This window comes from Colwellia sp. MEBiC06753 (assembly GCF_053470325.1).
This window is the reverse complement of sequence record NZ_JBQMTM010000012.1, coordinates 18,884-42,961: the sequence shown is the minus strand read 5'-3', so window position 1 is coordinate 42,961 and position 24,078 is coordinate 18,884. Positions and strand designations below refer to the sequence as shown.

The following is a 24,078-nucleotide window of genomic DNA, read 5'->3' as shown; positions in this document are numbered from 1 at the left end:
CTCACACTTGGTATTTTTACATCAATATTTACATTGAATTCTGTGCCTTTGTTGCCTGCCAGTTCATCTTGCCATCTAGCTGCTGTTGGTTAATCACTGTATTTTTAAAGTGAAGGTTAATGGCGTTTTGAATATCAAATTGCTGTTTGGCTTGGTTAATGGTGACATTGTTAAAACTGACGTTTGATAATGGAAACTGATCAGGTGCGCGAATAAAAAAGGCGGTGTTAACGTTGTCGGCAGTGATGTTGCTGAAATGGATATTTCGATACAAAGTCTCAAAATTTCCGCCATGTTCACTTGGGTAATTTAATTGAAACCAAAATAAGGTATCAAATTCACCAACCTGAGCTTGGTCGATAAAAATATTTTCAACCACGCCACCTCGGTCAAGATTAGATTTAAAACGAAATGCTGCGCTGCCTTTGGTAAAGGTATTATCAACGAAATAAACGTTGCTGATGCCGGCTGCCATTTCACTGCCTAAGCCAATGCCGTCTTCGCCACCCATTAAATTATGACTAACAACGATATGCTTACTTGGGCGAGCAATTTCGCGTCCATCAAGATCTCGTCCAGATTTAATCACTACCGAGTCATCGCCCGTAGAAAACTTATTATTTTCAACAACGACATAAGTACTAGATTCAACATCAATTCCATCGTTATTGGCAAAGTGACTATCTACAGTCAAATTCCGAATAGTTGCATGATCGGTATAAACAATATGGTTTACCCAAAACGGTGCATTTAGTGCGGTGTAATCTGCTAACAGCACTCGTTTAGCACCAAAAATTTGAATAAGGCCAGGGCGCAAATAAGTGCCTTCTTCATATATTCGCTGGGTTACTGGCACACCGTTAAATCCTTGGCGGCGTAGTTTGGCTATATCAGCTTGCTGTTTTTGGTGCCAGTGGTGAAATTCACTATTGGCATTACCATCAATTATACCTGTACCGGTAATGGCGATGTCTTCAACATCGTGCGCATAAATAAGCGGCGAATAGTTATAAACTTCCGTACCTTCCCAGCGTTGCTTAACTGCTGGCAAATAGTCACTAGCCTTTGCTGAGAACGTTATGTGTGCGCCTTCGCTAATATGAAGGTCAATTTTGCTTTTAAGGTGAATAGGACCTTTAACCTGCCAATTGCCCGCTGGGATCACAACTTTGCCGCCGCCAGCTTTGGTTGCAGCATCAATTGTTAGTTTGATTGCAGGTAATAAATTGGAAGTGTGATTAGTACTATCGCCGTAGTCCAAGACATTAAATACATTATTGGGAATGTTAGGGCGCTGGATATGGGCTAAAATGCGCTGCATTTCATTATTTACAGCACTACTATCAGCTGCCGCATTTGATTGTTCAAATTGCGCAGCACTGGTTGACATTTCATTGGCATTAACCACCACGCTGCTTGTTGCTAGCAGTAGTGCGAACAAACGTATGCCTTGGTTTGCTAATGAAAAACGATGTACTTTCATTATTGTTATATTCCCTTCATCTGTTTACGTATGTTTGGTCATTCAGTGCTAAGCAATTTACAACTGAACTATATAAGTACAGGAATAAGTACTTGGCTATACAAATACTTAGCCATACCAAAAACTGTTACGTAGACAATGCCTGTTGTTATTCCGGTTAAACGCTTTATATAACCAATATTTTTTTAGCGTTTTATATTTTATTTTTATTTTTTTGCCACCGGTAGCACAATTTAATTTATACAATAATGCCACCGGTGGCAATAGTGTAAGTGAATTTTTTTTGTTTATTTTTTATTAACAAGCTTTAACCCTTTGAATTATTGGGCTTAGCGTTAAATTTAGTGTGCTTATAGATGAAATTTTTTTTGTCTTAATGTTGACATTGTCTGATTAGTGTCCAATTATTGCCACCGGTGGCAATTTTTTTCAGATAAGTTGTTTAGATAACTTGATACCTGAATTTTAAAACGTAAATAGATAACATTGCCGCTAAAAAATAATAACTATGATAGAAAGTTACGGGGTAGAGGGGAGACGACTCATGGCTAGATCGTTCCAATATAGCGTACTGTTTTCTTCTGTGTTGCTAGCATTGTCAGCTAATGCCGCACAGTCTGAACAAGTGCCGGAACCAGTTGAGAAAGCAAATAAAGAACAGGCAGAAAAAACAACTAAAAAGTCAGACGAACAAGATCAAGTCGAGATTATAGAAGTAAAAGGTGTCAAGCAGGCTGATTTAAAAGCGCGTGAGCTTGAACGACTTAAAAGTGGTTTTAGTTCAGTGATTGCTACCGATGATTTAGGTAACTTTGTTGATCAAAACGTAGCTGAGTCGTTACGACGTTTACCTGGTGTTACCCTGCAGCGTACTGAAGGGGAAGGAAAATTTGTAACCGTTCGTGGTTTAGGTCCGGGCTTTGTGTCGGTCAATATGAATGGTAGTGAACTCTCTGGTGCTGGCGATGATCGTAAAGTTGGCTTAGACGCACTTCCGGCAGACTTATTAGGTAGTATTGAAGTACTTAAAACCCTAACACCAGATCAGAACTTAAACTCAATTGGCGGTACGGTAAACGTTAACGCGATATCGGCTTTTGATCGTGGAAAAAATACGCTTAAATTTAAAGCACAAGACGCATATAACGATAGGCGTAAAAAGCATTCCCCTAAATTTAGCCTAGACGGCACTCATTACTTTTTAGATGAAACGCTCGGTATAGGTTTTGCCGCTTCAACCGAAGATAGAAAAACCTTAGTCGATGAAGATAGACACCACAGTAGCGGCGAAATGCAGTTTTATCAGGCTGATATTGGTTTTGCCTCTGATGAAGCCATTGCTGCTGGTCCACAAATATTAGGCCCTCGTCAGTTAGAAGTGCGCCGCGAGTTAGCAGACAGAAGTCGAGATGCTGCCGCTATCAATATTGAATATAAACCCAGCGTTAATGATTACTTCTACTTTAAAGGGAATTACACCAAATTCACCGATGATGATGTCGCACTTAGAGAGTATTTCGACTTTCAAGATGCCGGTGGCGTAGGTAGCGGTGAAATAGCCTATGTTAACCCACAAACCCAAGAATTTATTCTTACCGATATTGATGTTTTCCATCAGTACTTTATTCAGGAAAGTGAAACTGAAAAGAAAACTTTTAGTGTAGGTGGTAAAAATACCTTTGCTAAAACTTGGACCCTTGAATATGAATATGCCAAGTCTAAATCCGAAGATGAATCGATCGGCGATCGACGTGTTCAGTTTAGAGAGCGCGACTTAATAGTTTATGGTCGTGGTGGCCGTGATCACATTGACGCACGGGTAATGACCCCTGAGGAAGCCGCTTCAGTAGCAGGCCTAACCTATGATCCCAACGATAGTATTTTCGGTACTTCAGGCAGTGGTGATGCAGCAAACTTAAGTAACTGGGCATTTGATAACTTATTCTTGGAAGATGGTTATCGCGTCGATGATCTACAGAACTATAGCTTTGATCTGCAAAAAGATATTAACAATGACTGGCTGCACTTTATTAAAGTGGGGGCTTCATTTTCAGAGCGGACTCACACCCGAGACAAAGATCGCGCCAGTTACGACCCTGATCCAAGTGATTGTGGCGGTGATCAAGCCTGTCTAGATGTCGTTTCATCAAACCATGCCGATTATGCTAGCAGTATTCCATCTGGTAGTCGTTTTAGTTATCCATTTGTTAATCGAGATGATATAGAGCATATCGCCGCCGCGTCGAGCATTACGCGTGAGTCAGCGACTATGGGCGAGTTATCAATTGATAGTACCAAAGAAGATTACAAACTAAATGAAGACACCAAAGCGGTTTACATCATGGCGCAGGCGCCATTAGGTGAAGATATTACCTTAATTGGTGGGGTGCGTTGGGTTGAAACTAAATTTTCCTCTACCGGCTTTTTATCGCTAGAAAATGATGATTTTGAATTTAATGGTGCTGGCGCAGGTCGCTTAGATATTGCAGTGCCATTGCCAGAATCGTCAATTAAATACAGCGAATACTTCCCAAGTTTGCATCTACGATACGAACCAACAGAAGATATTTTAGTGCGTGGTGCTATTTGGACGAGCTTTACTCGTCCATCGTTTAAACAAGCGCGTGGTTTCGCTAAATTTGATAGTGATATTGAGCTTTGCCCACCAGACTCAGATAGCTGTGATGATGCTCAAGGTGGTGCGTCAGTTCGTCAGCTTCAAGACTACCTTCTTGGCCCTAATAACTTGCTTGAAGTGGGGAACCCGAACTTATTGGCAATGACATCAACAAACTATGATGCGTCAATTGGCTGGTATCCAAGTGAAGACTTGTTTATGGAAGCGGCAATTTTCTATAAAGATATTGATAACTTTATTGTTGATGTTGCTGGTATTCAAATGTCGCTTGAAGATTTACCACTTAGTTTGCCGGTATCTCAAGTTACCGAATTTGTTATTCCGCATGACTTAGTACTGAACAATGTCAATATCACCATTAATGGTCAAAAGGCTACGGTTAAAGGGATTGAGCTAAGTTACAACCAATATTTTAACTCTGGTTTGTTTGTTCAAAGTAACCTAACGCTATTAGACAGTGAAGCTAAGCTCAATTCATCTATTCGTGCTGACAAAGTACCGTTACCTGATCAGGCAGATACCACGTTTAACTTAGCGTTTGGCTGGGAAAATAAAACCATGTCATTTCGTCTGATCGGTAATTATCGCTCTGATATTTTAGAAGAAGTTGGCTCATGTCCCGAGGGGATCAGTGCAACTAATTTAGCTGCTTGTAAAACCTGGGCAGACAGATATCAAGACGAGATAAAGACACTTGATTTCAAAGCGAAATATAAAGTGAACGATCAATTGTCGCTGTACTTTGACGCGATTAATTTAACTGGCGATGAAGATTTACGTTATTTCAAAGGTGCTGATATCAGCGGTGGAAACGTGCTTTATCAAAAAGAAACTTACGGCAAAACCTACCAGTTAGGTATGACTTACAAGTTTTATTAATCGACATTATTAGTAATTACCTAGGATTGCCCGATCAACATCAAATAGAACCAAAGTATCGGGCAAGTTACGGATAAAGATTCTCCCAGGGGGCGAGCATGAAATTTAAATATCATCTTATTACCACGGCGTTACTGACCGTTCTCGCAGGTTGTGGCGAAGAAAGCACGGTTAATGTGAAAGAGCCACCACCGAAGGCATCAACCGGTGTTTTTGTTGATAGTCCAGTGTCAGGGCTAAGTTACCGCTCAGAATCAGTAGCGCAGGGCACCACTAATGATAGTGGTGAATATAGCTACTTTAGAGGCGATCAAATCACATTCTATATTGGTGATTTGGAGTTTCCACCAGTACCAGCATCAAGCATATTAACGCCGCTTGATTTATTTAAAGCCGATACACCGTTTAATACTTCAGTGGTTAATACGCTGCGATTACTACAAGCATTAGATACCGATGGCGATGCCAGCAATGGTATTAGCATTAGTGCTGATGCTGCAGCTGCAGCGCAAATGGTGTTAGCAGAAGGTGAAACCGCAGCTGATTTTTTTAATCGACCTGCGAACGATTTTGCTGCAGAAGTTGAAACCTGGTTAACGGCTGCTGGTTCGCCAACAGGCAAACTGGCTGATTTTGACCAAGCGGTAGCGCATTTCGTTAACTTTTTAGCCAGCGAATACGGCACATTATTTCCAAATACCTTTGATGTAACCCAGTTTAACGGCACCATTTATAATCCTGCACTTGCTGGTAAGGAAGCGGTTGTTGAGTCAATTAACTTTGCACCCGCAGATGAAACCGGTGTTTCAGGTAGCTTTACTCGCAGCCAAGGTGAAGTAACAGTTGAAGGTAGTTATGAATTTCTATTTGGTCGCCGAGTACTGGCATTAACCGTTGGTGAAGAAACTTCTTATATCATCTCGCGCTCTTACAATACGGTGAATCAAGTTTATAGCTTGTGTGAAAGTGATAGCAGTGCAGGGCTTGCTTCAATCGTTGCCGCTTGTGACGCAGATGAAGATGCGAAAACCAATCTACTAACATTTACTGAAGCACAAACAGAAGAAGAAACGCAAAAGCTACTTGAAAAAGCTAATGAGCAAGCGTTTGCGCTAAAAGAAGAGTTTGATACTGATATTGATACCTTCTTTAATTCATCATACAAACGCCTAACCGATGATCCAAACAGTGGCGCAATGTACCTTAAAACCGGTGGTTCACCGGCCATTGACCCTACGCTTGGCCAATTAACGTTAGCTGGGGCTCGTTTTAGTATTGGTAATGCCGCAGACGATCCTGCGCGTGAAACCACCAGTAATGATAGCTACAGTACAGGTGTGTTTAATATCAGCCAAGGTTTTACCATCAGCTTTGACGTAATAGACCACAACAGCTCTGGCTCGTTCAACATGTATGTTGATAACAATACGACGGGGCAAGGTAATTCTGTACACGGCGATGCCTCCAAGTTTTATGGTATGTCCATTAGCAATGAAACCATGCCAATTGGTCAGCGTTTTAGTTACACCTATATTCCTGGACAAGACGTGGTTACAGGAGAAGATTTAACTTCACCTGATGCCCGTGGCGTACTAAATACTGATATTACCAATTCATTCTTCCAGTTGAGAACAGACTCTTCTGCCAGCATTATTATTGATAATTTAACCATAGAAACGGTGGCAGAAGCGGTTGACCCAGGCGATGTTTTTATTCCGCCAGAGCCAATTGAATTTACCGCATCGGTTGATTTTACTCAGGCAAGAGATGACACCTTGTTTACTGCAGCGTTCTTAGCGGTTTCAGGCAGCGCTGGCGAAGCCGATGACATTGCCATGTTAACCAAAACTGGTGGCAGCGTAACGCTTGTTGACGGTGGTATTCAATTAGATGGTGGTCGCTTTACTTTAGGTAACTATTTACCGGGTACAGAAACTAGAGCAAGTGATGATGGTGCAACTGGCGTACTCGATTTAAGTAAGCCCTATCAAATTGTCTTAGATGTGATCAGCGTTAGTGATGAAGAAGGTGATAACACCTTTGAAGTTTACGTTGATAACAATACCACATCTTCAGCTAATTCAATGCATGGTGGTGATTCGCGTATTTACAAAGAGAACATCTTAAATATTACGCCGGGCGAGCTAATCATTCCAGGAAGCGTGGGTACGGATAAGTCGTTCTTACAATTTAGAACCAGCAGTAATGGTGTTGTCGTTTTTAACAACGTACGGATTGAGTACATTGTTGAGCAAGCACCAACCAAAGTAGCGCTGCCTTATACCATTGACTTTACCAGCACAACATCTGAACAGTTATTTACCGCAGAATTTGAAGCGGTAGACGGTAATACGGGTGTTACTGGTGTTGACACGCCAATGTATAAGAAAACTGGAGGTTCAGTCGAGGTTACGGCACTTGGTGTTACCCTAGATAGCGGTCGCTTTACCTTAGGTAATACTACGCCAGATACTGATACATCAGGCGATGATACCAGCACTAGCGGTGTCTTTGATTTAACTCGCCCATACAAGATTAAGCTAGATATTACTTACCTAGAAGATACTGAAGGTGTTGGTGTTAATAAATTCCAAGTCTATGTCGACAACAACACCAGTAGTAGTAGCAAGTCTATTCACGGTGGCTACTCAAGAATTCTTAGTGAATACATCTCTGACTTAAGCTTAGGCGAGCTAGTGATTGACGGTTTTATTGCCAGCAGTACGTCGTTTATTCAGTTCCGCACTGAAAGCGGCGGCATTGTTGAGTTTAATAATTTAACCATTGAATACGATGATCCAAATGTTTTCTTTGAAGAAAGCTTTACCAATACCGGCGCTGATTTCTATAGCGCAGATTACCGAGCTTTGCCAAGCGACGCTACCATCGCTATGTATGCTAAAACTGGTGGCACGGTTGAAGTGACCGAAACCGGCAGCTTAGTGATTGATAGCGCACGTTTTAGTATTGGTAACACCACGCCTGAAACTGATAGCTCTGGCGATGATACCGCCACTACCGGTGCCTTTGATTTCTCAAAACCTTATAAAATTGTCATGGATATTATTCGTGCCGAAGAGCCAGATGCTGGCGATCAAGGTAATAATTTCCAAATTTATATGGATAACAACACCAGTAGCAGCAGTAAGTCTATTCACGGTGGTGATTCTAAGTTCTATCAAATTGCCATTGCTGATTTAGCGTTAGGCGAGTTGGAAGTCGTTGTTGAAGCGGGTGATGACTTTATCGGTACGGCAACATCATTTATTCAACTACGTACAGAAAGTGGTGGTGTGGTTGAAATTGATAACCTGCGCTTTGAGTATTTAAATACCAACGAAGTGTTATCTGAAAACTTTGATACAACGATAGAAGAGTTATTCAGCCCAGCGTATTCGGCAAATTCAAGTGATGAATCTGTTGCTATGTACAATATTACTGGCGGTAGTAGTGGCTTAACCATTACTGATGGTCAATTAACTATTGATAGCGCACGCTTTTCTATTGGTAACTCAACCCCTGATGTTGATACCTCGGGTGACGATGTCACTACCTCTGGTGCATTAGATTTATCTAAGCCTTATAAAATTGTGATGGATATTGTTTATTTGGAAGATACCGAAGGTAACAACAACTTCCAAATCTATGTTGATAACAATACCAGCAGTAGCAGCAAATCCATTCATGGTGGCGATTCAAAATTCTATCAAGTGGCCATTGTTGATATGACATTAGGCACGCTGGAAGTTGAAGGTATGGTGGCAACCGAAACATCATTCCTACAACTGCGCACGGAAAGTGGTGGCATTGTTGGCATTGATAATTTCCGCATTGAATATATTGAAGAAGAGAGTAGCGAGGGTGGCGACAGCAGTGGTGACTTAGTTGAAACCAGTGCCGATGCAGGTTTTGCCGGTTACAGCTTTGATATTACCGGCGGCGCTGGCGGCACTAGTGTCACCGTTGATAATGGCGCCGACTTAATTGCTGCGCTTGAACAGGCGGCAGATTCATCAACACCCATTACCATCTATGTTGATGGCATCATTACTGACGCCAACAGTGGCGGCAGTGGCCAATCAATTGAAATTAAAGATATGGACAATGTCTCGATTATTGGTGTTGCTGATCGCGGTGAGCTAGACGGCATAGGCATTCATATTCGCCGAGCCAATAACATTATTGTTCAGAACTTAAAAATTCATCATGTCCTAACGGGCGGCAAGGATGCCATTTCCATTGAAGGTGACGATGATGGTTCAACCACCAGCAATATTTGGATTGATCACAACGAACTGTACAGCAGTTTAAGTGTTGATAAAGACTATTATGACGGTTTAATTGATTCAAAGAGTGACGCGAAAAATATCACCATTTCGTATAACTACTTACATGATCACTGGAAAGCCTCATTACATGGTAGCAGCGACAGTGATGGTGATGTCTCAACCGAGCGCAATATCACCTTCCACCATAATTGGTTTGAAAATATCGAATCGCGCTTGCCGCTATTCCGCTTTGGTAAAGGCCACTTGTACAATAACTACTTTAACAATATCAACTCTACTGCAATTAACTCGCGTATGGGGGCTGAATTGTTGGTTGAAAATAATGCCTTTGAAAACACCCAAAACCCAATTGTTTCCTTTTATTCAGAGGCAACAGGCTACTGGAATGCTAGCGGCAACATTTTTGGTGACGGGGTAACGTGGACAACGCCAGATACCGGCGATGCATCTTACAACGTTGAAGGGGCGGCAACGAGCAGTTATGTGGTGCCATACCCTTATAATTTAGATGCTGCCAGCGAAGTTAAAACTAAGGTGATGGCCAATGCCGGAGTAGGGGTTATTGATCAGTCAGGCGTAACTATTCCACCACTAGCAGAGCAAGAAGAATCAGCAGTACAAAGCATGAGCTTGCCATACACCGAAGATTTTTCGGCAACTGACAGCGATGATTTCTTTAGTGCCAGTTATGCTGCAATTTCAGGTGTTGCCTCTGCGCCAATGAATAATAAAACAGGCGGTACGGTTTTGGTTGACTCTGGACAACTGACCTTAGACAGCAGCCGATTCACCATAGGTGATGCTATGCCATCGCAAGCGACCAGTTCGGGTGATAGTCAGGCAAATGGTGCACTTGATTTAAGTAAACCTTATAAGCTAATTATCACCATCGCTTCAGTGGCCGATAGTGAAGGCAATAATAACTTTCAGGTTTATGTCGATAACAATACCACCAGCAGCGGCAACTCCATTCACGGTAGCAGCTCGAAGTTTTATGCCGAGCAAATTACTAGCTTAAGTGCAGGCGAGCTTGAAATAACTGGTTTTGTTGCAACGGCAAATTCATTTTTGCAGCTTCGCACCGAAAGTGGTGGCACTGTGGTTATTGACAACCTGCGTATTGAATACACCGAATAGCGATATTTAATGACGATATTTAAAAACAATACTTAGTAACCGAATAACAAAAATAACAACTAACCCTTGCACACTTTGAATTTGGTTGTGGCTTGGCTTTGGCTGTAACTCGGCTCCCTTTTTAGGGAGCTTTTTTTATTAAGCTTTTTTATTAAGCTGAGGTTTATTAGGCATTTTCGGTTGCCATTGCTTTACTGGCTGCTTTACTGGTCGTTTTAAAGTGCATAAACAAAGGCACACCGGCTAGCAGCAAAATTACGCCATATAAAATAACTTCCATACCTGCACCTAAGATCATGCACACGGAAAAGACCAAGGCGCCTATGGCGCGCAACATAGATAATATCGATAATGGCTTAGGTGCATTGCTCGCCTCATTTTCTTTACCTTTGTCGTTATATTGATTTGGTTGCGTTCCTTTTCGCTTAAGCTGCAAAAGTAAATCGGCAATGGCACTAACGGCATACGGCAAAATGGCAGTGAGAGTTGAGAGCACAATCAATATTTCATATGCGCTGACTAAGCGGCTGCTGGTATTAAGTAATAACACACCAGTAATTAACACCACCGCAATTAACAGAGACTTCCAGGCAACGCCGTGGCGATTTTTATCGGTAAACACTGAAGGGAATATACCATCGCTGGCCATACTTTGCGGTAAAACAACTGTGCCCAGTAAACAGCCATTGGCCGAGCCAATAATTGAGATCATTATGCCTACCGATACCAGTACGCCACCTATTGGCCCGAACACAATTTCAGCGGCATCAGCAAAAGGTGAGGGCGAAGCACTTAAGGTGTCTATTGGTAGCAACTTCCAAAGGCCAATGGTGGCAAATAAATAAACAAAGGCTACCGATAACAAGCCATAGAATAGGGCTCTGGGAATCGTCTTTTTCGGGTTAATGGTTTCTTTGGCCGGAATTGTAGCGACCTCTATGCCTAAAAACGCCCACATGGTAATAAGAATAACTTTGGCAATTGACTGCCAAAAATTATCGCTGACCTCAACAGACAGCATATTATCTAAGCTTTGTTCGCCAACTAAAAAGCCTAAGCTTGGAATAAGCAGCAGCGGAATTAACTTTAAAGCGGTGGTCAGTAACTGGGTGATACCCACGCCGCGAATACCGAAAAAGAAAATGGTGGCCAATGTCCAAACCATTAACAGCGATGTCGCTGTGCGGGCAATGCCACTATGTTCAATTGCCGGAAATAGGGTTGAAGCATAACCAGCAAAGGCAACGGATGTCGCGGCAATCGACACCCAAAACGAAATCCACAGTCCCCAACCAATCATAAAACCGGCTAAGGGCCCAATCGCTTCATAACAATAAGCATAAGGCCCGCCTTCTTTATCGATTTGCGCAGATAAAGAGCCTAATGTTAAGGCAATTAGTAAGGTACCCAAGGCGGTAAGTACCCAACCAAGTAAACTAATAGCGCCAAAAGAAGCTAGTACGCTGGGCAGTAAAAATATGCCGCTGCCAATCATAGTGCCAACAACCAATGCCCACGAGCGCCAAAAACCAAGTGACTTTTCCATGAATCCTCCAAGGGATTGGAGTTCAAGGAAAAACATAAGAAACCCAATCTAGACTAAAAGGTGCACCGCTTTTCTGCATACTCTTGCTGCAAACCTAAGCAGCAAGAGTATGCACTAAACAACAACACGCACCATTTCATACTAGTCAACGTATTGAGTTTACTCAATTTGGGCACCAAGCATTTTTCTAGCATATAACAATTAAACTTGAATTAATCATTGAGTTAGTGATGCTTTATTGCGTAACCATTGATATACCCTATAGTTAGTGAGGCAATATTCACTATTTACTATATTGCTTAAATACCACTTTGAAGTTTGTTGTCTTGAAGGAATATGTCGTTAGAGCACTTCTAACTGATAAACATGGAAAACTTATGAAAAAATTAATATTAATAACATTGTGCCTATTAGGTACGTCAGCCTCGGCCGCAAACTGGGATGCTAAGCAAAAAGAAGTATGGGACGTGATCACCTCTTCCTATGAAGCAATAGAGAAAAAAGATATCACTTGGACCGACAAATGGGTAACTTCTGATGCGGTGGTTTGGGGCAATTCCACACCATTGCCAAGAACGCGAAAGAGCATTAAAAGCTGGGAAAAGGTGATGAATGATGACGGTAGTAAAAACCTGATTTCAGACTACTCGCCAGCAGCAATCGTGGTACATAACGACACCGCCGTTGCCCATTACTACTATTCAAATGCCACTGAAAACAAAGAAGGCAAGCGTAAAGTAGAACATGGCCGCTGTACCGATATTCTGGTAAAAGACGGCAAATCATGGAAATTTCTGTCGTGGCATTGCGCCAGTGAGCCTTCAAAGAATTAGCAATAAGTGAATGCTTAAGCGAATAGTACATTAGCGGTATTCGCCAAGTTCAATACTTAATTGCTATTTACCGAACGTAAGATTACAGAGGGTAAGATTACAGAGGGTAAGCGTACAGAGCGTAAGAAAGGTCGACCGGTTTCGGCCTTTTTACATTGCGCTCATATGAACAGCCCTGATTTTCGCTATGCGCCACCATCACGTATATATCGCTAAAAATCTTATGCCTAAACCTGACACCTAAACTTTTAGCCTTAACTTTTAGCCTTAACTTTTAGCCTTAACTTTTAACCTTAACTTTTAACCTTAGCTTTTAACCTTAACTTCGTACGTAAACGTTTAGCTTAAAATTGAAACACCTTAACTATTGCTCTACTCTGGAACAAAACAAAAGGGAATAACCACATGCTGCTACGACGGGTGATAGATAACTTGCAAAAACAAAATTGGTTAGCGGTAATTTTAGATTTTCTGATTGTCGTGGTCGGTATATTTGTTGGTTTGCAAGTGTCAAATTGGAATGAAGCACGTAAAAGCAATGAGCAATCAATTATCATGACAGAGCGGCTTAGAGATGACTTAAAAGCCGAGGCGTGGAACTACCAATACCTTATTGAATATTATGGTGATGTAAAAAATAATATCGAACGAGTTATCAGTGACTTAGAAAATGAACACCCGCTAAGTGATGAACAATTTTTAATTGCTGCCTACCGCGCAACCCAATACCAAATAGACTACCGAATAAGCGCGACCTTTGATGAACTGCAATCTAATGGCGAGCTTAAGCTGATTAAAGATCAAGCGTTATTAAAAACCGCGATACATTTTTATAACTTTGAATTATTTAAAACATTAAGAGCTAATGGCCAGAATGCCCCATATCGGCAATTTTTCAGAAAACTGGTGCCAATTCGTTTGCAAGATGAACTGTTAAACGTGTGTGGCGATAAACTAGCAGAAACCCTCGATTACAACGTCATCATTAACTCGCTGGATTACCCTTGTGAATTAACCGCATCAACCGAGTCAATCGCTGAGGTAGTCAAATTACTGAAAGAAAATGAACAAACGCTAGGGCTGTTAAGGCTTCGTTACTCACAGTTAGCGTCTAATCTTGCCAGTTTAACTAGTTATTACCCAGAGATCAGAAATGGCCTTAAAGCATTGCGTTAACAGGCTTGTTATGAGGCTTTTAAAACCTTTGCTACTTTGAGTAAAACTTTAAAAGCCCTTTTTTAAACTTCTTAAAATTTAGCTAGTTAAGTCTACAGCCTCTTTTAAGGATATACCTTTTTTAAGCCATTTAGACGTCTGAAGTGGGCTAAAGCCAGCTCGATGCCAACTGACTATAACTTGTGGGGACTTAATACCGTATTGAACCCATTGACCAATATCACTTGGGGTGAAACCATTGCTGCGAAGTTGCTTGGCATCAAATGGCGTAACACCAATACCTGACCAAGCTTGACGCTCTTGATAGGGAATACCATCCCATGGACTTGTGCTAGCACAACCTGTTGTAAGAATTGTACCGACAACAACTGCGGTGGCTAATAGTTTTTTCATCATACTCTCCTTTTGATGAATGGTTATCGAATTAAATATATACCCAAATAATGGGCCGAAAATAGTTGGTATAAATAAACGACTATGGAGTAAAACCAACTGCATTTACTCCTAATTTATTTTCTTATTATATGGCGTTAACTTTTCCATATCGGAGTTATTTTTAACTGAGAAAGAACCTCATCAATAAAAGCTCGGCTATACGAATCAACATAAAAGCACATCAATTTATCGCATAATATGTATGTAAAATTATCTTTTCCATGCTCTTTGGTGTGAGTGAAAAAGTGCTTATAACTAGCGATTGTTTCAAACCTATGGTCAATAAGTTCTATTCCCCAGATATTTTCATTTGTTGCTTTTTTAAGAAAATTATTCGCAGAAAACTCTCCATCTGTTAAAGAAGAGAATGTTAGGTGATGTTGAGTACCTTTGCAGTTGATAGTTATTATTGATGGATTTTCTACATGTAAGGAACAACTTTTAGGAAGACTTAAGTTCTTGGAAAACACAAGAAGGTCAACACCAGCAAAACAGGTGGTGCTTAAAAATGCCAAGCATAGAAAAATTCTCATAACTTTCCTTGTTATATAACGACTTATTCGAGATTCCCTCGTTTTTACTCATTGTACTAAATTAAGACAAAGATTAAATAACAAATAGATGATAGGAGAGAATAATAGTTTTAGTACCTTATAATTTTTGTTCTTTACGTGGTAAGTTTTGTTAGGATTTTACTCGTGAAACATATCAACATAATTAAGCCAAAAAAGCAGCCAAGATAAATAGAAATATAGTAACAAATATTAAAAATGTAGTGAATGGGCCAATTTCATTCCATCTTCTTTTATATCTGCTACCACAATTTGGGCATGCGTCTGCAGATTTACTTACTTGATGACCACAATCTTTACATCTTTTCAACCTGCTCATTATTCACCTACCCTAATGTATTTTTTAGTAGAAACTTATGTCAGTATTAACTATGTATAACACTTTAATCTGTCGGTGCGTTAACTGTCGGCTAAATTTGATTTGTTGGTATTGCTTTGGCTTAACAACGTGATACCCAGCCAGATAAACCAAATAATTTGAGTGACACCAAAAATTTCGGTGAGGGTATCATCAGGGTATATTGTTGCAATACCAGCAACGCCGACTATTAAGCCTAGGTAATTCAGGCCGCGCGAGAATTCTTTCGCCTTTAAAGCAGCTAAACTAATTAACAGCACCCAAAGCCCGCCAACCAGCTCGTTGCCGCCGCCAAGACTTTCGATTATTACTGAAATTATTTTCCATAGTTCAAAAGCTTGCTCGGCAGACGATTCCATTAAATTGATTGCATGTGAAAGGCCAATATTTGCCAGCATGCCACTGGCAATAACTAAAACTACCCAAACAACGCCAAACACAGTGCCGACTTTTACTAGTGGACTGTCTGTTAATTTTAGTTTTTCATATAAGCCAACAACAAGAACCGCCAGCAAAATGCCAAACACCGCATACATCAGCAAATAAATCATTGAAAATGCCAGTTGATTTTCTGCTAAATAGGTCATTTTTTCAGATGCGCTGCCGTCAGTGGGATATGCCCAAAACGCGCCAAAATAGACAAAGGCAACAAGGTAAATTAACGCTTCAACAATAGCGGAAATGCCGGCAACTTTTTGTAGATTATTCATTAAGGTTATTCCGTCCTTTGAGTAACTTATTAGGAATTGTATTCTTTACTGTATGATGCCTTTACAAACTTTAAGTATAACAATTGGTTGTCATTCAAATGTTTCTGAATATCTTCGTAAGTGATATTCGATAAATGCCCCAGATGCTCTATAACTTTAGGGTGTTTCCAATTCATATTGTTTGAACTAATAATAGAATATACCACTTGTAATCGATCGTATTGCCAAGTGATCATTTCACATGCATTAACACAATCTTGAAAGTTTTCTATGTTGAACATTTGGGCTTTTACAACGAGTGATTTGATCTTATGAACAGGTGACGCACATGGTCTCAAGTAATCCATCATGCGACTAGCCGATTCTTGTCCTTTGTTTTGAATAAACCTCACTGTTTCGGGGTAATCTAACTCTTTGTCTAATTCAGGATCATTTTGGTAGCTTTCAATGCTAATGTGTATATATTGGAGGTGTTGAGAAGGTACACTAACCAATTGAATGAAGTCATGAATAGAATCGGTTAACTCATCTAGTAACGACGTGATTTTTTGAGATTTATGTTGCTTTTTCCATGAAGTTAAAGCTAGGTATGCGATTACCAAAGTAGCAATACCTGTCGTGCTTTGTATTATACCGACCCAATTCCATTCTAGAATTTCACACAAAAATTTAATGATACTGTCCTTTATCGATAGATGTATAACAGCTTATTAGTGTGAATTCCCGATAACTCCAATTTTTATTTGAATTAAAACCGAAAAACACCACTAACTTTATTGATTAATTTTAGTAAGTTAGCAGTGTTTGTTACTAAAGACAACGAAGGTTTATTTTATCAATGTAGGGGCTGACGCTTATCAGTAAACTCTTTAGCATAATCATCCCAACTGGTTATTTGCTCAAGTTCATGGTTAATAATGCCTTGCTTGGCTGTTTGAGTTTTGCCTTGGCGAATTTGTTGGTAAACCTTAGCATCAATACTGTCAATTTTCGGTAATGTCGCGCCAGCATTTTGTTGTATCGCTAAGTAATCAGATAGCTGCTCGGCACTTTGCCATAGTGGTTCGCTACTTTGCATAAGCGGCGCTTTCGCAAATAATGTTGCAAACTTATCCGCAGTATTTTTATTTTTGTCGCTGTCTCGAACCACTACCGCGGCTAGGTTATTGTTATTCCACTGTGGCTGACCAAAATAGACATTGCCGATTATATAGGCTTGATTTTGGCTAAGTTTATCGGAATGCCATAAATCTAAAATACGTTTGGCTTTGCTGTTGGGCCCCGGCAAATAATAATTATTAATTAAATGAAAGCGACCATTTTCACTGCCGTAAACATTATTGCTACCCCAGTTGTAAATCAGGTTATTGTTAAGCTCTATGAATTCATCTTGTTGCGGGTAGGGCGTGCCAAGGCGATGTCCATTAATCCGCGGCGTGCGACTGGCATGATTGGCAATAATATTATTGATAAAAGACGCGTTTTTACCGCCCCAAATACCGCCATAGCCATGTTTACCTTTGGGGTGAATGGAATCATTTAAACTATTGGCAATCAGTGAGTTTTGCAGGGTAAAGTTTTCATTGCCATACATGCTGGCGGTTTCATCCACCGACCAACTCATTGAGCAGTGATCAATAATGACATCTTTGCTGTAGCGCACGGTGAGTGCGTCTTCATCATAACCAAAAGTGCCCAAACGAAACCGTAAATAGCGAATAATTACTTGATTAGCGTGAACTTTTACTGGCGCACCCGCGATAACAATGCCGTTTGGCGAGCTTTGTCCGTTTACGGTCAGGTAACCATTATCGATATTAAGCGGCTTAGACAGTTTGATAATGCCTGATACAGCAAAATCAATCATTCGAGGGTGTTTTTGCTTGATGCCGTAGCGCAAGCTGCCGGGCTTGTTGTCATCGTCTAACCGAGTAACGGTATAACGCGCGCCACCTGTGCCGCCTTGGGTGTATTTACCAAAACCTAAAGCACCGTCAAATGCCAGTGATGGCTTATCAGCATGGGCAAATGTTGTCGTTAAAAGTAGCAATGCCGCCAGCACTTTGCACAAGGCAGTTGTTTGTTTGATTAACCGCTTTGCTTTGTCCACTGCTTCGCCCATTGCTTTGTTCGTTACTTTGACCATTGCTTCGTCCATTGCTTTGTCGTTAGTTGTTAATTTGGCAGATAACATGGCAATAATTACTTGGCTCAAAATCAGATAGCTTCATTACAGATACCTTCATTGTTTGACAAAAGTTGACAAATATCATGACTTGATGATAAATCTCATTGCCACCGGTGGCAATGATTGTTTTTACCAGTTAGAATGTGGTTAAGCTTAGCAGTTATTCCGCGGTTAAATGTGCATTTATTCGCTAATAAAACGATTAATAACAACGATTAATAAAACGATTAATATAAATAAGGCGATTCATGAGTTTCGATAGAAGAAGTGTTTTAAAAGGTCTTTTGGCCACAGCAACAGTGTCAAGTTTACCCGGGTCAATGCTGACATCATTTAATGTGCTTGCTGCGCCAATGGCATCGCCAACTGCAGATGATTGGCTGCAAGCAGACAGCATTCGCCGAAATACGGTTGTTCCTGTGTTTTTAAAGCAGTCATTTAACCTCATTGATTTTCACCAAAAAGCCCATGGCAATGATTTTAGCCAAGCGTTTAAAGCGGCAATAAAGGCGTGCCATAGCGCTGGTGGCGGTAAAGTTATAGTGCCGGCAGGTGAGTACCCTACCGGACCAATTCATTTATTATCTAATGTTAATTTGCACCTTGAACTAGGCGCGGTAGTTAAATTTATCCCCGAGCCAGAGCGTTACTTGCCAGCAGTACTAACCCGTTGGGAAGGTATGGAGTTAATGGGCTATTCGCCATTAATTTACGCTTATGGTCAGGAAAATATTGCCATTACCGGCCAGGGTATTCTTGATGGTGGCGCCAATGATGAGTTGTGGTGGCCGTGGAAAGGGCCGCGCAAAGATGCCCATTGGAAAATTATTCCAGAACAAGATCAAAAGCCTGCGCGCCAGCAATTAATGAAAGATGTTGAAGCCGGCGTGCCGGTTGAACAGCGCGTGTATGCTGATGGCGCGTTTTTGCGTCCGCCGTTTATTCAGCCATACAACTGTAAAAATATTTTAATTGAAGGGGTAACAATTACCCATTCACCGTTCTGGCTGGTTAATCCGGTTCTTTGTCAAAACGTTACGGTCACTGGCGTTACCTTTAGTAGCCATGGCCCGAATAATGATGGTTGCGATCCTGAGTCGTGTGACCATGTAGTGATTGAAAATTGTACCTTTGATACCGGCGATGATTGCATTGCCATTAAATCTGGCCGTAATGCTGATGGCCGCCGCTTAGCAACCCCTTGCCAAAATTTAGTGATTGCTAATTGTCAGATGAAAGACGGCCATGGCGGTGTGGTTATCGGCAGTGAAATTTCGGGCGGGGTTAATAACCTGTTTGTTGAAAATTGCCAAATGGACAGCCCAGAGCTTGATCGCGCTATTCGCATTAAAACCAACTCGGTGCGCGGTGGTTTGATTGAACATTTACGCTATCGAAATATCAGTGTCGGTAAAGTCAAAACTGCCGTGGTAATTAACTTTTATTATGAAGAAGGCGATGCCGGTAAGTTCGACCCAACTGTGCGCGATATTGTCATTGAAAACATGGTGTGCAAACAGGTGCTGACCAGACCATTCAATATTCAGGGCTTTGAACGCCAACCGATAAATGACTTGAAACTCATCGATTGCCATTTTATCAACCCTGCGAAAAAAGCGTCGATTGTTCGCAATATTAATAATTTTACCTTGGAAAAAGTCAGTATTGCTGGCAAGCGCGTTACCGCTAAGCAACTTATTAGCGCCAGCTAAGCTATTTCCAATATTTTTAATTCATTTTATCCAAAGGGGATAACCACATGAGCCAAGTAATACAGAAGTTGGACATGCACCCAGACCGACTTTTTTCTAGCGATAGCAGTGTCATTGCCGTTGCTAGAGAGTTGTACAACGAAATTAAAGATCTGCCAATTGTCAGTCCACATGGTCATACCGATCCAAAATGGTTTGATTTAAACCAGAATTTTGAAAATGCCGCAGACTTACTTATTAAGCCGGATCATTACGTATTTCGCATGCTGTATAGCCAAGGCATTAAGCTAGAAGATTTAGGTATTCCACAACATGGCTTAAAAGGCGATTTAGCCAGTTCGCGTGCGGTTGACCCAGAAGGCATCTGGAAAATTTTTGCCGAAAATTATTATCTATTTGCTGGCACGCCATCGGGCTATTGGTTGGACTCAACCTTTGCTAATGTCTTTGGCTTTACCGACAAGCTGTGCGCTGAAAATGCCATGGATTATTACCGAGAAATTAATCGTCAGTTAGCGACGCCTGAGTTTAAACCACGCGCGTTAATGGATAGATTTAATATCGAGAAAATTGCCACTACTGAAGGGGCACTTGATGCGTTAACGCATCATCGCAACACCGCCAATACTGAAATGGCATCGCGTGTTGCCAGTAACTTTAGACCGGACGATATTGTTGATGCCAGCCGTGAAGATTTTCAGCAAAACATTGAACAGTTAGCCGAGCTTACGGGTGAAAATACTGGCACTTGGCAAGGTTATTTAAATGCTATTCGCAATCGTCGTGAATACTTTATTGATGTTGGCCGCATAACTGCCACCGATCATGGTCACCCAACGGCGTTTACTGCAGATTTATCAAAAGCCGAATGTGAAGCGCTTTATCAAAAATGCATTACCGGCAAAGCTTCAGAGCAAGAGCAGGAGTTATTCCGTGGGCAAATGCTGACTGAACTTGCTGGTATGAGTATTGATGATGGTTTAGTGATGCAAATTCATCCGGGCGCGCATCGAAATCATAATCAGCAGTTATTTGATGTATATGGTTGTGATAAAGGTGCCGATATTCCCAGCCCAACCGAATATGTGAACGCGCTTAAATCACTTTTAGGCAAATATGGCAATGATCCGCGATTAAATATTATTTTATTTACCTTAGATGAAACTAGCTATAGCCGTGAATTAGCACCGCTGGCAGGGCATTACCCTAGCTTAAAATTAGGCCCAGCGTGGTGGTTCCATGACAGCCCGGCAGGCATGCTACGTTTTCGCCAGCAAGTAACTGAAACCGCAGGCTTTTATAACACCGTTGGTTTTAATGATGATACGCGGGCGTTTTTATCAATACCGGCGCGTCATGATGTTGCCCGTCGGGTTGATTGTCGCTATCTGGCAGAGTTGGTGACAAATCATCAAATCTCGTTGAGCGATGCTCATCAAATTGCTTATCAACTGACCTATGGCTTAGTTAAAAAAGCCTATAAATTTAGTTAAGCGCAGGTTTAGGAGCTGATAATGAAAACAAGAATATGGCCACTATTACCCATTGCTGCACTGGTTAGCTTAATGGGGTGTGAGCAGCAACAGTCTGTGTCTGTAACCTCGGCAGTTAACTCATCTACGCAAACACCTACTCAGGCAACTGCCCCTGAGTTGGTGGCAAATATTGCATTGCAAAACCCCTCTCAATTCGACCGACCAGAGCAATCATATTACATTAGCTACTATGATTTAGGTCTACCGACAGGCCAAGCGCATCAATTAATGGTAAACGCTGACGGTAAAGCGCTTGCCAGTGAAAGCATTGACAGCGATTTTGACGGAAGCGCAGATGGCTTATTGGTGATGACCCCGCTATTAGCTGGCCAAACGCTAGCGTTAGCTATTAGCAAAGGTCAGCCTTTAGCGCAGGCAAATAAACGTACCCAAGCTGAATTGTCAATTAAACAAGGCGGTCAGTGGCAAGCCCATAGCAAATATCCTGATACTGAGTTTCAAGAATATGTTGGCGGTGAATTTGTTAATGTCGAACAAGTCACGCCTGAGCCACAATATACCGACCACTCAAATTGGATCCGTTACGAAGGGCCGGGCATAGAATCAGATAAAGTCGGTTATCGCATTTATTTAGATCATCGCAATGGTTTTGATATTTTTGGCAAACTCGTCCCTGAGCCTGTTCTGCAACAAGTGGGGTTAGACGGTTATGAGTCTTACCATCATTTACAAGACTGGGGCATGGATATTCTTAAAGTTGGCAGTTCATTAGGCGCTGGTGGCTTTGGCCTGTGGCACAACGATGCGCTAGAGCTAATAACGAAAGTAGGGCAACACACCGCAACCATTATTGAAAATGGCGCGTTGCAATCAAGTTTTCGCATTGATTATCAAAACTGGCAATCAAGTGTTGGCACTCAAGATATGTCGGCGACGTTTGCTATGCGCGCTGGTAGCCATTTAGTGGATGTAAATGTCAATTTAACTCAGCCAATTGAGACCATGGCTGCTGGTGTGGTCAAACATAAGGGTACTGAGCTCATTACTGGCAACTTAGATACTAATGGTCGTGCCTATAGCTATATAGCCAGTTGGGGCGATCAGTCACTTGATGGCAGTAAGCTGGGTATGGCGGTATTTTTTCAGAAATCTGCAGTGAAAGAAATTACTGAAGATGAGCATAACTACATTGCGGTGTTGAAGCCTTACGGCAATCCAAGCATTGATAACTCACAAGCTCAGCAAGTGCACTACTATTTTGCTGCGCTTTGGCAACCAGAAAGCGGTATTGCGACTAAAGCTGCTTTTACTCAATATCTGGAACAAACCGCAGAAATGTTGACGATAGCGCCACGTAGCAGAGTAACGACCAGTGTTACCGAACAAGCGATTGCGCAAAAATCCACACTACCATTATCTTGGAGCAAACAACTGGCTGATAGTGAATTAGCACGTAAAGGTTTTACTTATCATTATGATGGCTGGGATGTTCATCGCAAACGCTTACCTAAATTTGAGTACGATATTGTTGGTTTATATCCGTATGCGTTAAATGAGTTAGCAAGCGCTTTAGCAGACGATAAGTACAGCCAAGCGTTAACTCAAATTACCGGCAGTTTTATTAATGACGATGGCACAATAAAGCGTTATAAACAGTCAAACTTTAATATTGATGCAGTGGCTCCAGGACGCGCAGTGCTTGCCCTTTATAAACAAACGGGCGAGGAAAAATATCAAAAAGCCGCGGCAATATTGCGTGAACAACTTGTCCATCACCCTAAAACCAAAGAAGGGGCGTTTTGGCATAAGAAAAAATATGATCACCAACTTTGGCTAGACGGTGTTTATATGGGCATGCCATTTTTAGCCGAATATGCCTTGATGTTTGAACAGGGCGATACGCAAAAACATAGCCTTGAAGAAGTAGTTAATGAATTTGTGCTGACGCGCAAATACTTACGAGATGCTAAAACTGGCCTTTACTATCATGGTTGGGACGAAGCAAAACAACAAGCTTGGGCGGATAAGCAAACAGGGTTATCTGCGGAGTTTTGGGGGCGTGGTTTAGGTTGGTTAGCGATGGCTGTGGTTGATGTACTAGAGATTATTCCAGCGTCTGAAACCACACTTAGACAACCTTTGCTTGATATTACCGCCGAACTTGCCGTAGCACTGGCAAATACTCAAGATAGCACCGGTACTTGGTGGCAAATATTGGATAAACCAAACGCTATTGGCAATTATCGCGAATCTTCGGCTACGGCGATGTTTGTTTATTTTTACGCCAAAGCGATTAGCAATGGCTATATTAGTAACGACTATCTTGAGGTGGCTAACAATGGTTATCAAGGATTAATTAATGAATTTGTGCTCGTTCATGATAATGGTGAAATTAGCATGACGAATCAATGCTATGTTGCTGGGCTTGGCTTTGGCCGTGATGGTAGTTACAACTATTATATGAGAGAGCCGGTGTGGCAAAATGATGCCAAAGGCACTGGGCCATTTATTCTAGCGGGCATTGCCATGGCGCAGTTATCTAATTGATTTAACTGGGTGATTTAACAAGCCAAATATAACAGAAAGCAAAAAGCTCCTATTTAGGAGCTTTTTTGTTTATTCGCTA

General features: G+C 41.4%; 14 protein-coding genes. 7 read left to right on the top strand and 7 right to left on the bottom strand.

All coding sequences use genetic code 11. The annotated features are described in order from the left end of the window. Nucleotides 1–28: 28 nt before the first annotated feature. On the bottom strand, nt 29–1,483 hold the full coding sequence (locus ACOB82_RS10620) for a glycoside hydrolase family 28 protein (RefSeq protein WP_448212967.1): 1,455 nt from the start codon (nt 1,481–1,483) through the stop codon (nt 29–31). 544 nt (nt 1,484–2,027) lie between these two features. Here ACOB82_RS10620 and ACOB82_RS10615 point away from each other — a divergent pair. After that, nucleotides 2,028–5,000: a TonB-dependent receptor gene (locus ACOB82_RS10615; protein ID WP_448212966.1), complete on the top strand. Its 2,973-nt coding sequence runs from the start codon at nt 2,028–2,030 to the stop codon at nt 4,998–5,000. Between the two features lie 98 nt (nt 5,001–5,098). Then, nucleotides 5,099–10,426: a pectate lyase family protein gene (locus ACOB82_RS10610; RefSeq protein WP_448212965.1), complete on the top strand. Its 5,328-nt coding sequence runs from the start codon at nt 5,099–5,101 to the stop codon at nt 10,424–10,426. A 166-nt stretch (nt 10,427–10,592) separates the two neighbouring features. Here ACOB82_RS10610 and ACOB82_RS10605 read toward each other — a convergent pair whose 3' ends face one another. Beyond that, entirely contained in the window at nt 10,593–11,972 is a 1,380-nt protein-coding gene (locus ACOB82_RS10605; protein ID WP_448212964.1) for an APC family permease, read from the bottom strand. 377 nt (nt 11,973–12,349) lie between these two features. On the opposite strand from ACOB82_RS10605, the gene ACOB82_RS10600 reads away from it, so the two are divergent. Then, nucleotides 12,350–12,805: a YybH family protein gene (locus ACOB82_RS10600; RefSeq protein WP_448212963.1), complete on the top strand. Its 456-nt coding sequence runs from the start codon at nt 12,350–12,352 to the stop codon at nt 12,803–12,805. Between the two features lie 405 nt (nt 12,806–13,210). Next, entirely contained in the window at nt 13,211–13,981 is a 771-nt protein-coding gene (locus tag ACOB82_RS10595) for a DUF6090 family protein (protein ID WP_448212962.1), read from the top strand. 78 nt (nt 13,982–14,059) lie between these two features. Here ACOB82_RS10595 and ACOB82_RS10590 read toward each other — a convergent pair whose 3' ends face one another. From ACOB82_RS10590 to ACOB82_RS10570, 5 genes are all read right to left on the bottom strand, one after another. Beyond that, a complete protein-coding gene (locus ACOB82_RS10590; protein ID WP_448212961.1) occupies nt 14,060–14,374 on the bottom strand; it encodes a hypothetical protein in 315 nt (104 codons plus the stop codon). A gap of 137 nt (nt 14,375–14,511) precedes the next feature. Then, complete coding sequence (locus tag ACOB82_RS10585; protein ID WP_448212960.1) at nt 14,512–14,949, bottom strand: hypothetical protein; 438 nt, start codon at nt 14,947–14,949, stop codon at nt 14,512–14,514. Between the two features lie 438 nt (nt 14,950–15,387). Then, nucleotides 15,388–16,056: a hypothetical protein gene (locus ACOB82_RS10580; protein ID WP_448212959.1), complete on the bottom strand. Its 669-nt coding sequence runs from the start codon at nt 16,054–16,056 to the stop codon at nt 15,388–15,390. A 29-nt stretch (nt 16,057–16,085) separates the two neighbouring features. Beyond that, entirely contained in the window at nt 16,086–16,658 is a 573-nt protein-coding gene (locus ACOB82_RS10575) for a hypothetical protein (protein ID WP_448212958.1), read from the bottom strand. A 233-nt stretch (nt 16,659–16,891) separates the two neighbouring features. After that, nucleotides 16,892–18,271 carry a pectate lyase family protein gene (locus tag ACOB82_RS10570; RefSeq protein WP_448212957.1) on the bottom strand — a complete coding sequence of 460 codons (1,380 nt, stop codon included), beginning with the start codon at nt 18,269–18,271 and terminating at the stop codon, nt 16,892–16,894. Nucleotides 18,272–18,492: 221 nt separating this feature from the next. Between ACOB82_RS10570 and ACOB82_RS10565 the strand changes: the two genes are divergently transcribed. The 3 genes from ACOB82_RS10565 to ACOB82_RS10555 are packed head-to-tail and all read left to right on the top strand — an operon-like array spanning nt 18,493 to nt 23,999. Next, nucleotides 18,493–19,956 carry a glycosyl hydrolase family 28 protein gene (locus tag ACOB82_RS10565; protein WP_448212956.1) on the top strand — a complete coding sequence of 488 codons (1,464 nt, stop codon included), beginning with the start codon at nt 18,493–18,495 and terminating at the stop codon, nt 19,954–19,956. Between the two features lie 47 nt (nt 19,957–20,003). After that, nucleotides 20,004–21,449 (top strand): glucuronate isomerase, encoded by a 1,446-nt coding sequence (gene uxaC, locus ACOB82_RS10560; RefSeq protein WP_448212955.1) that lies wholly within the window; start codon nt 20,004–20,006, stop codon nt 21,447–21,449. 21 nt (nt 21,450–21,470) lie between these two features. Beyond that, nucleotides 21,471–23,999 carry a glycoside hydrolase family 88 protein gene (locus ACOB82_RS10555; RefSeq protein ID WP_448212954.1) on the top strand — a complete coding sequence of 843 codons (2,529 nt, stop codon included), beginning with the start codon at nt 21,471–21,473 and terminating at the stop codon, nt 23,997–23,999. Nucleotides 24,000–24,078 lie beyond the last annotated feature (79 nt).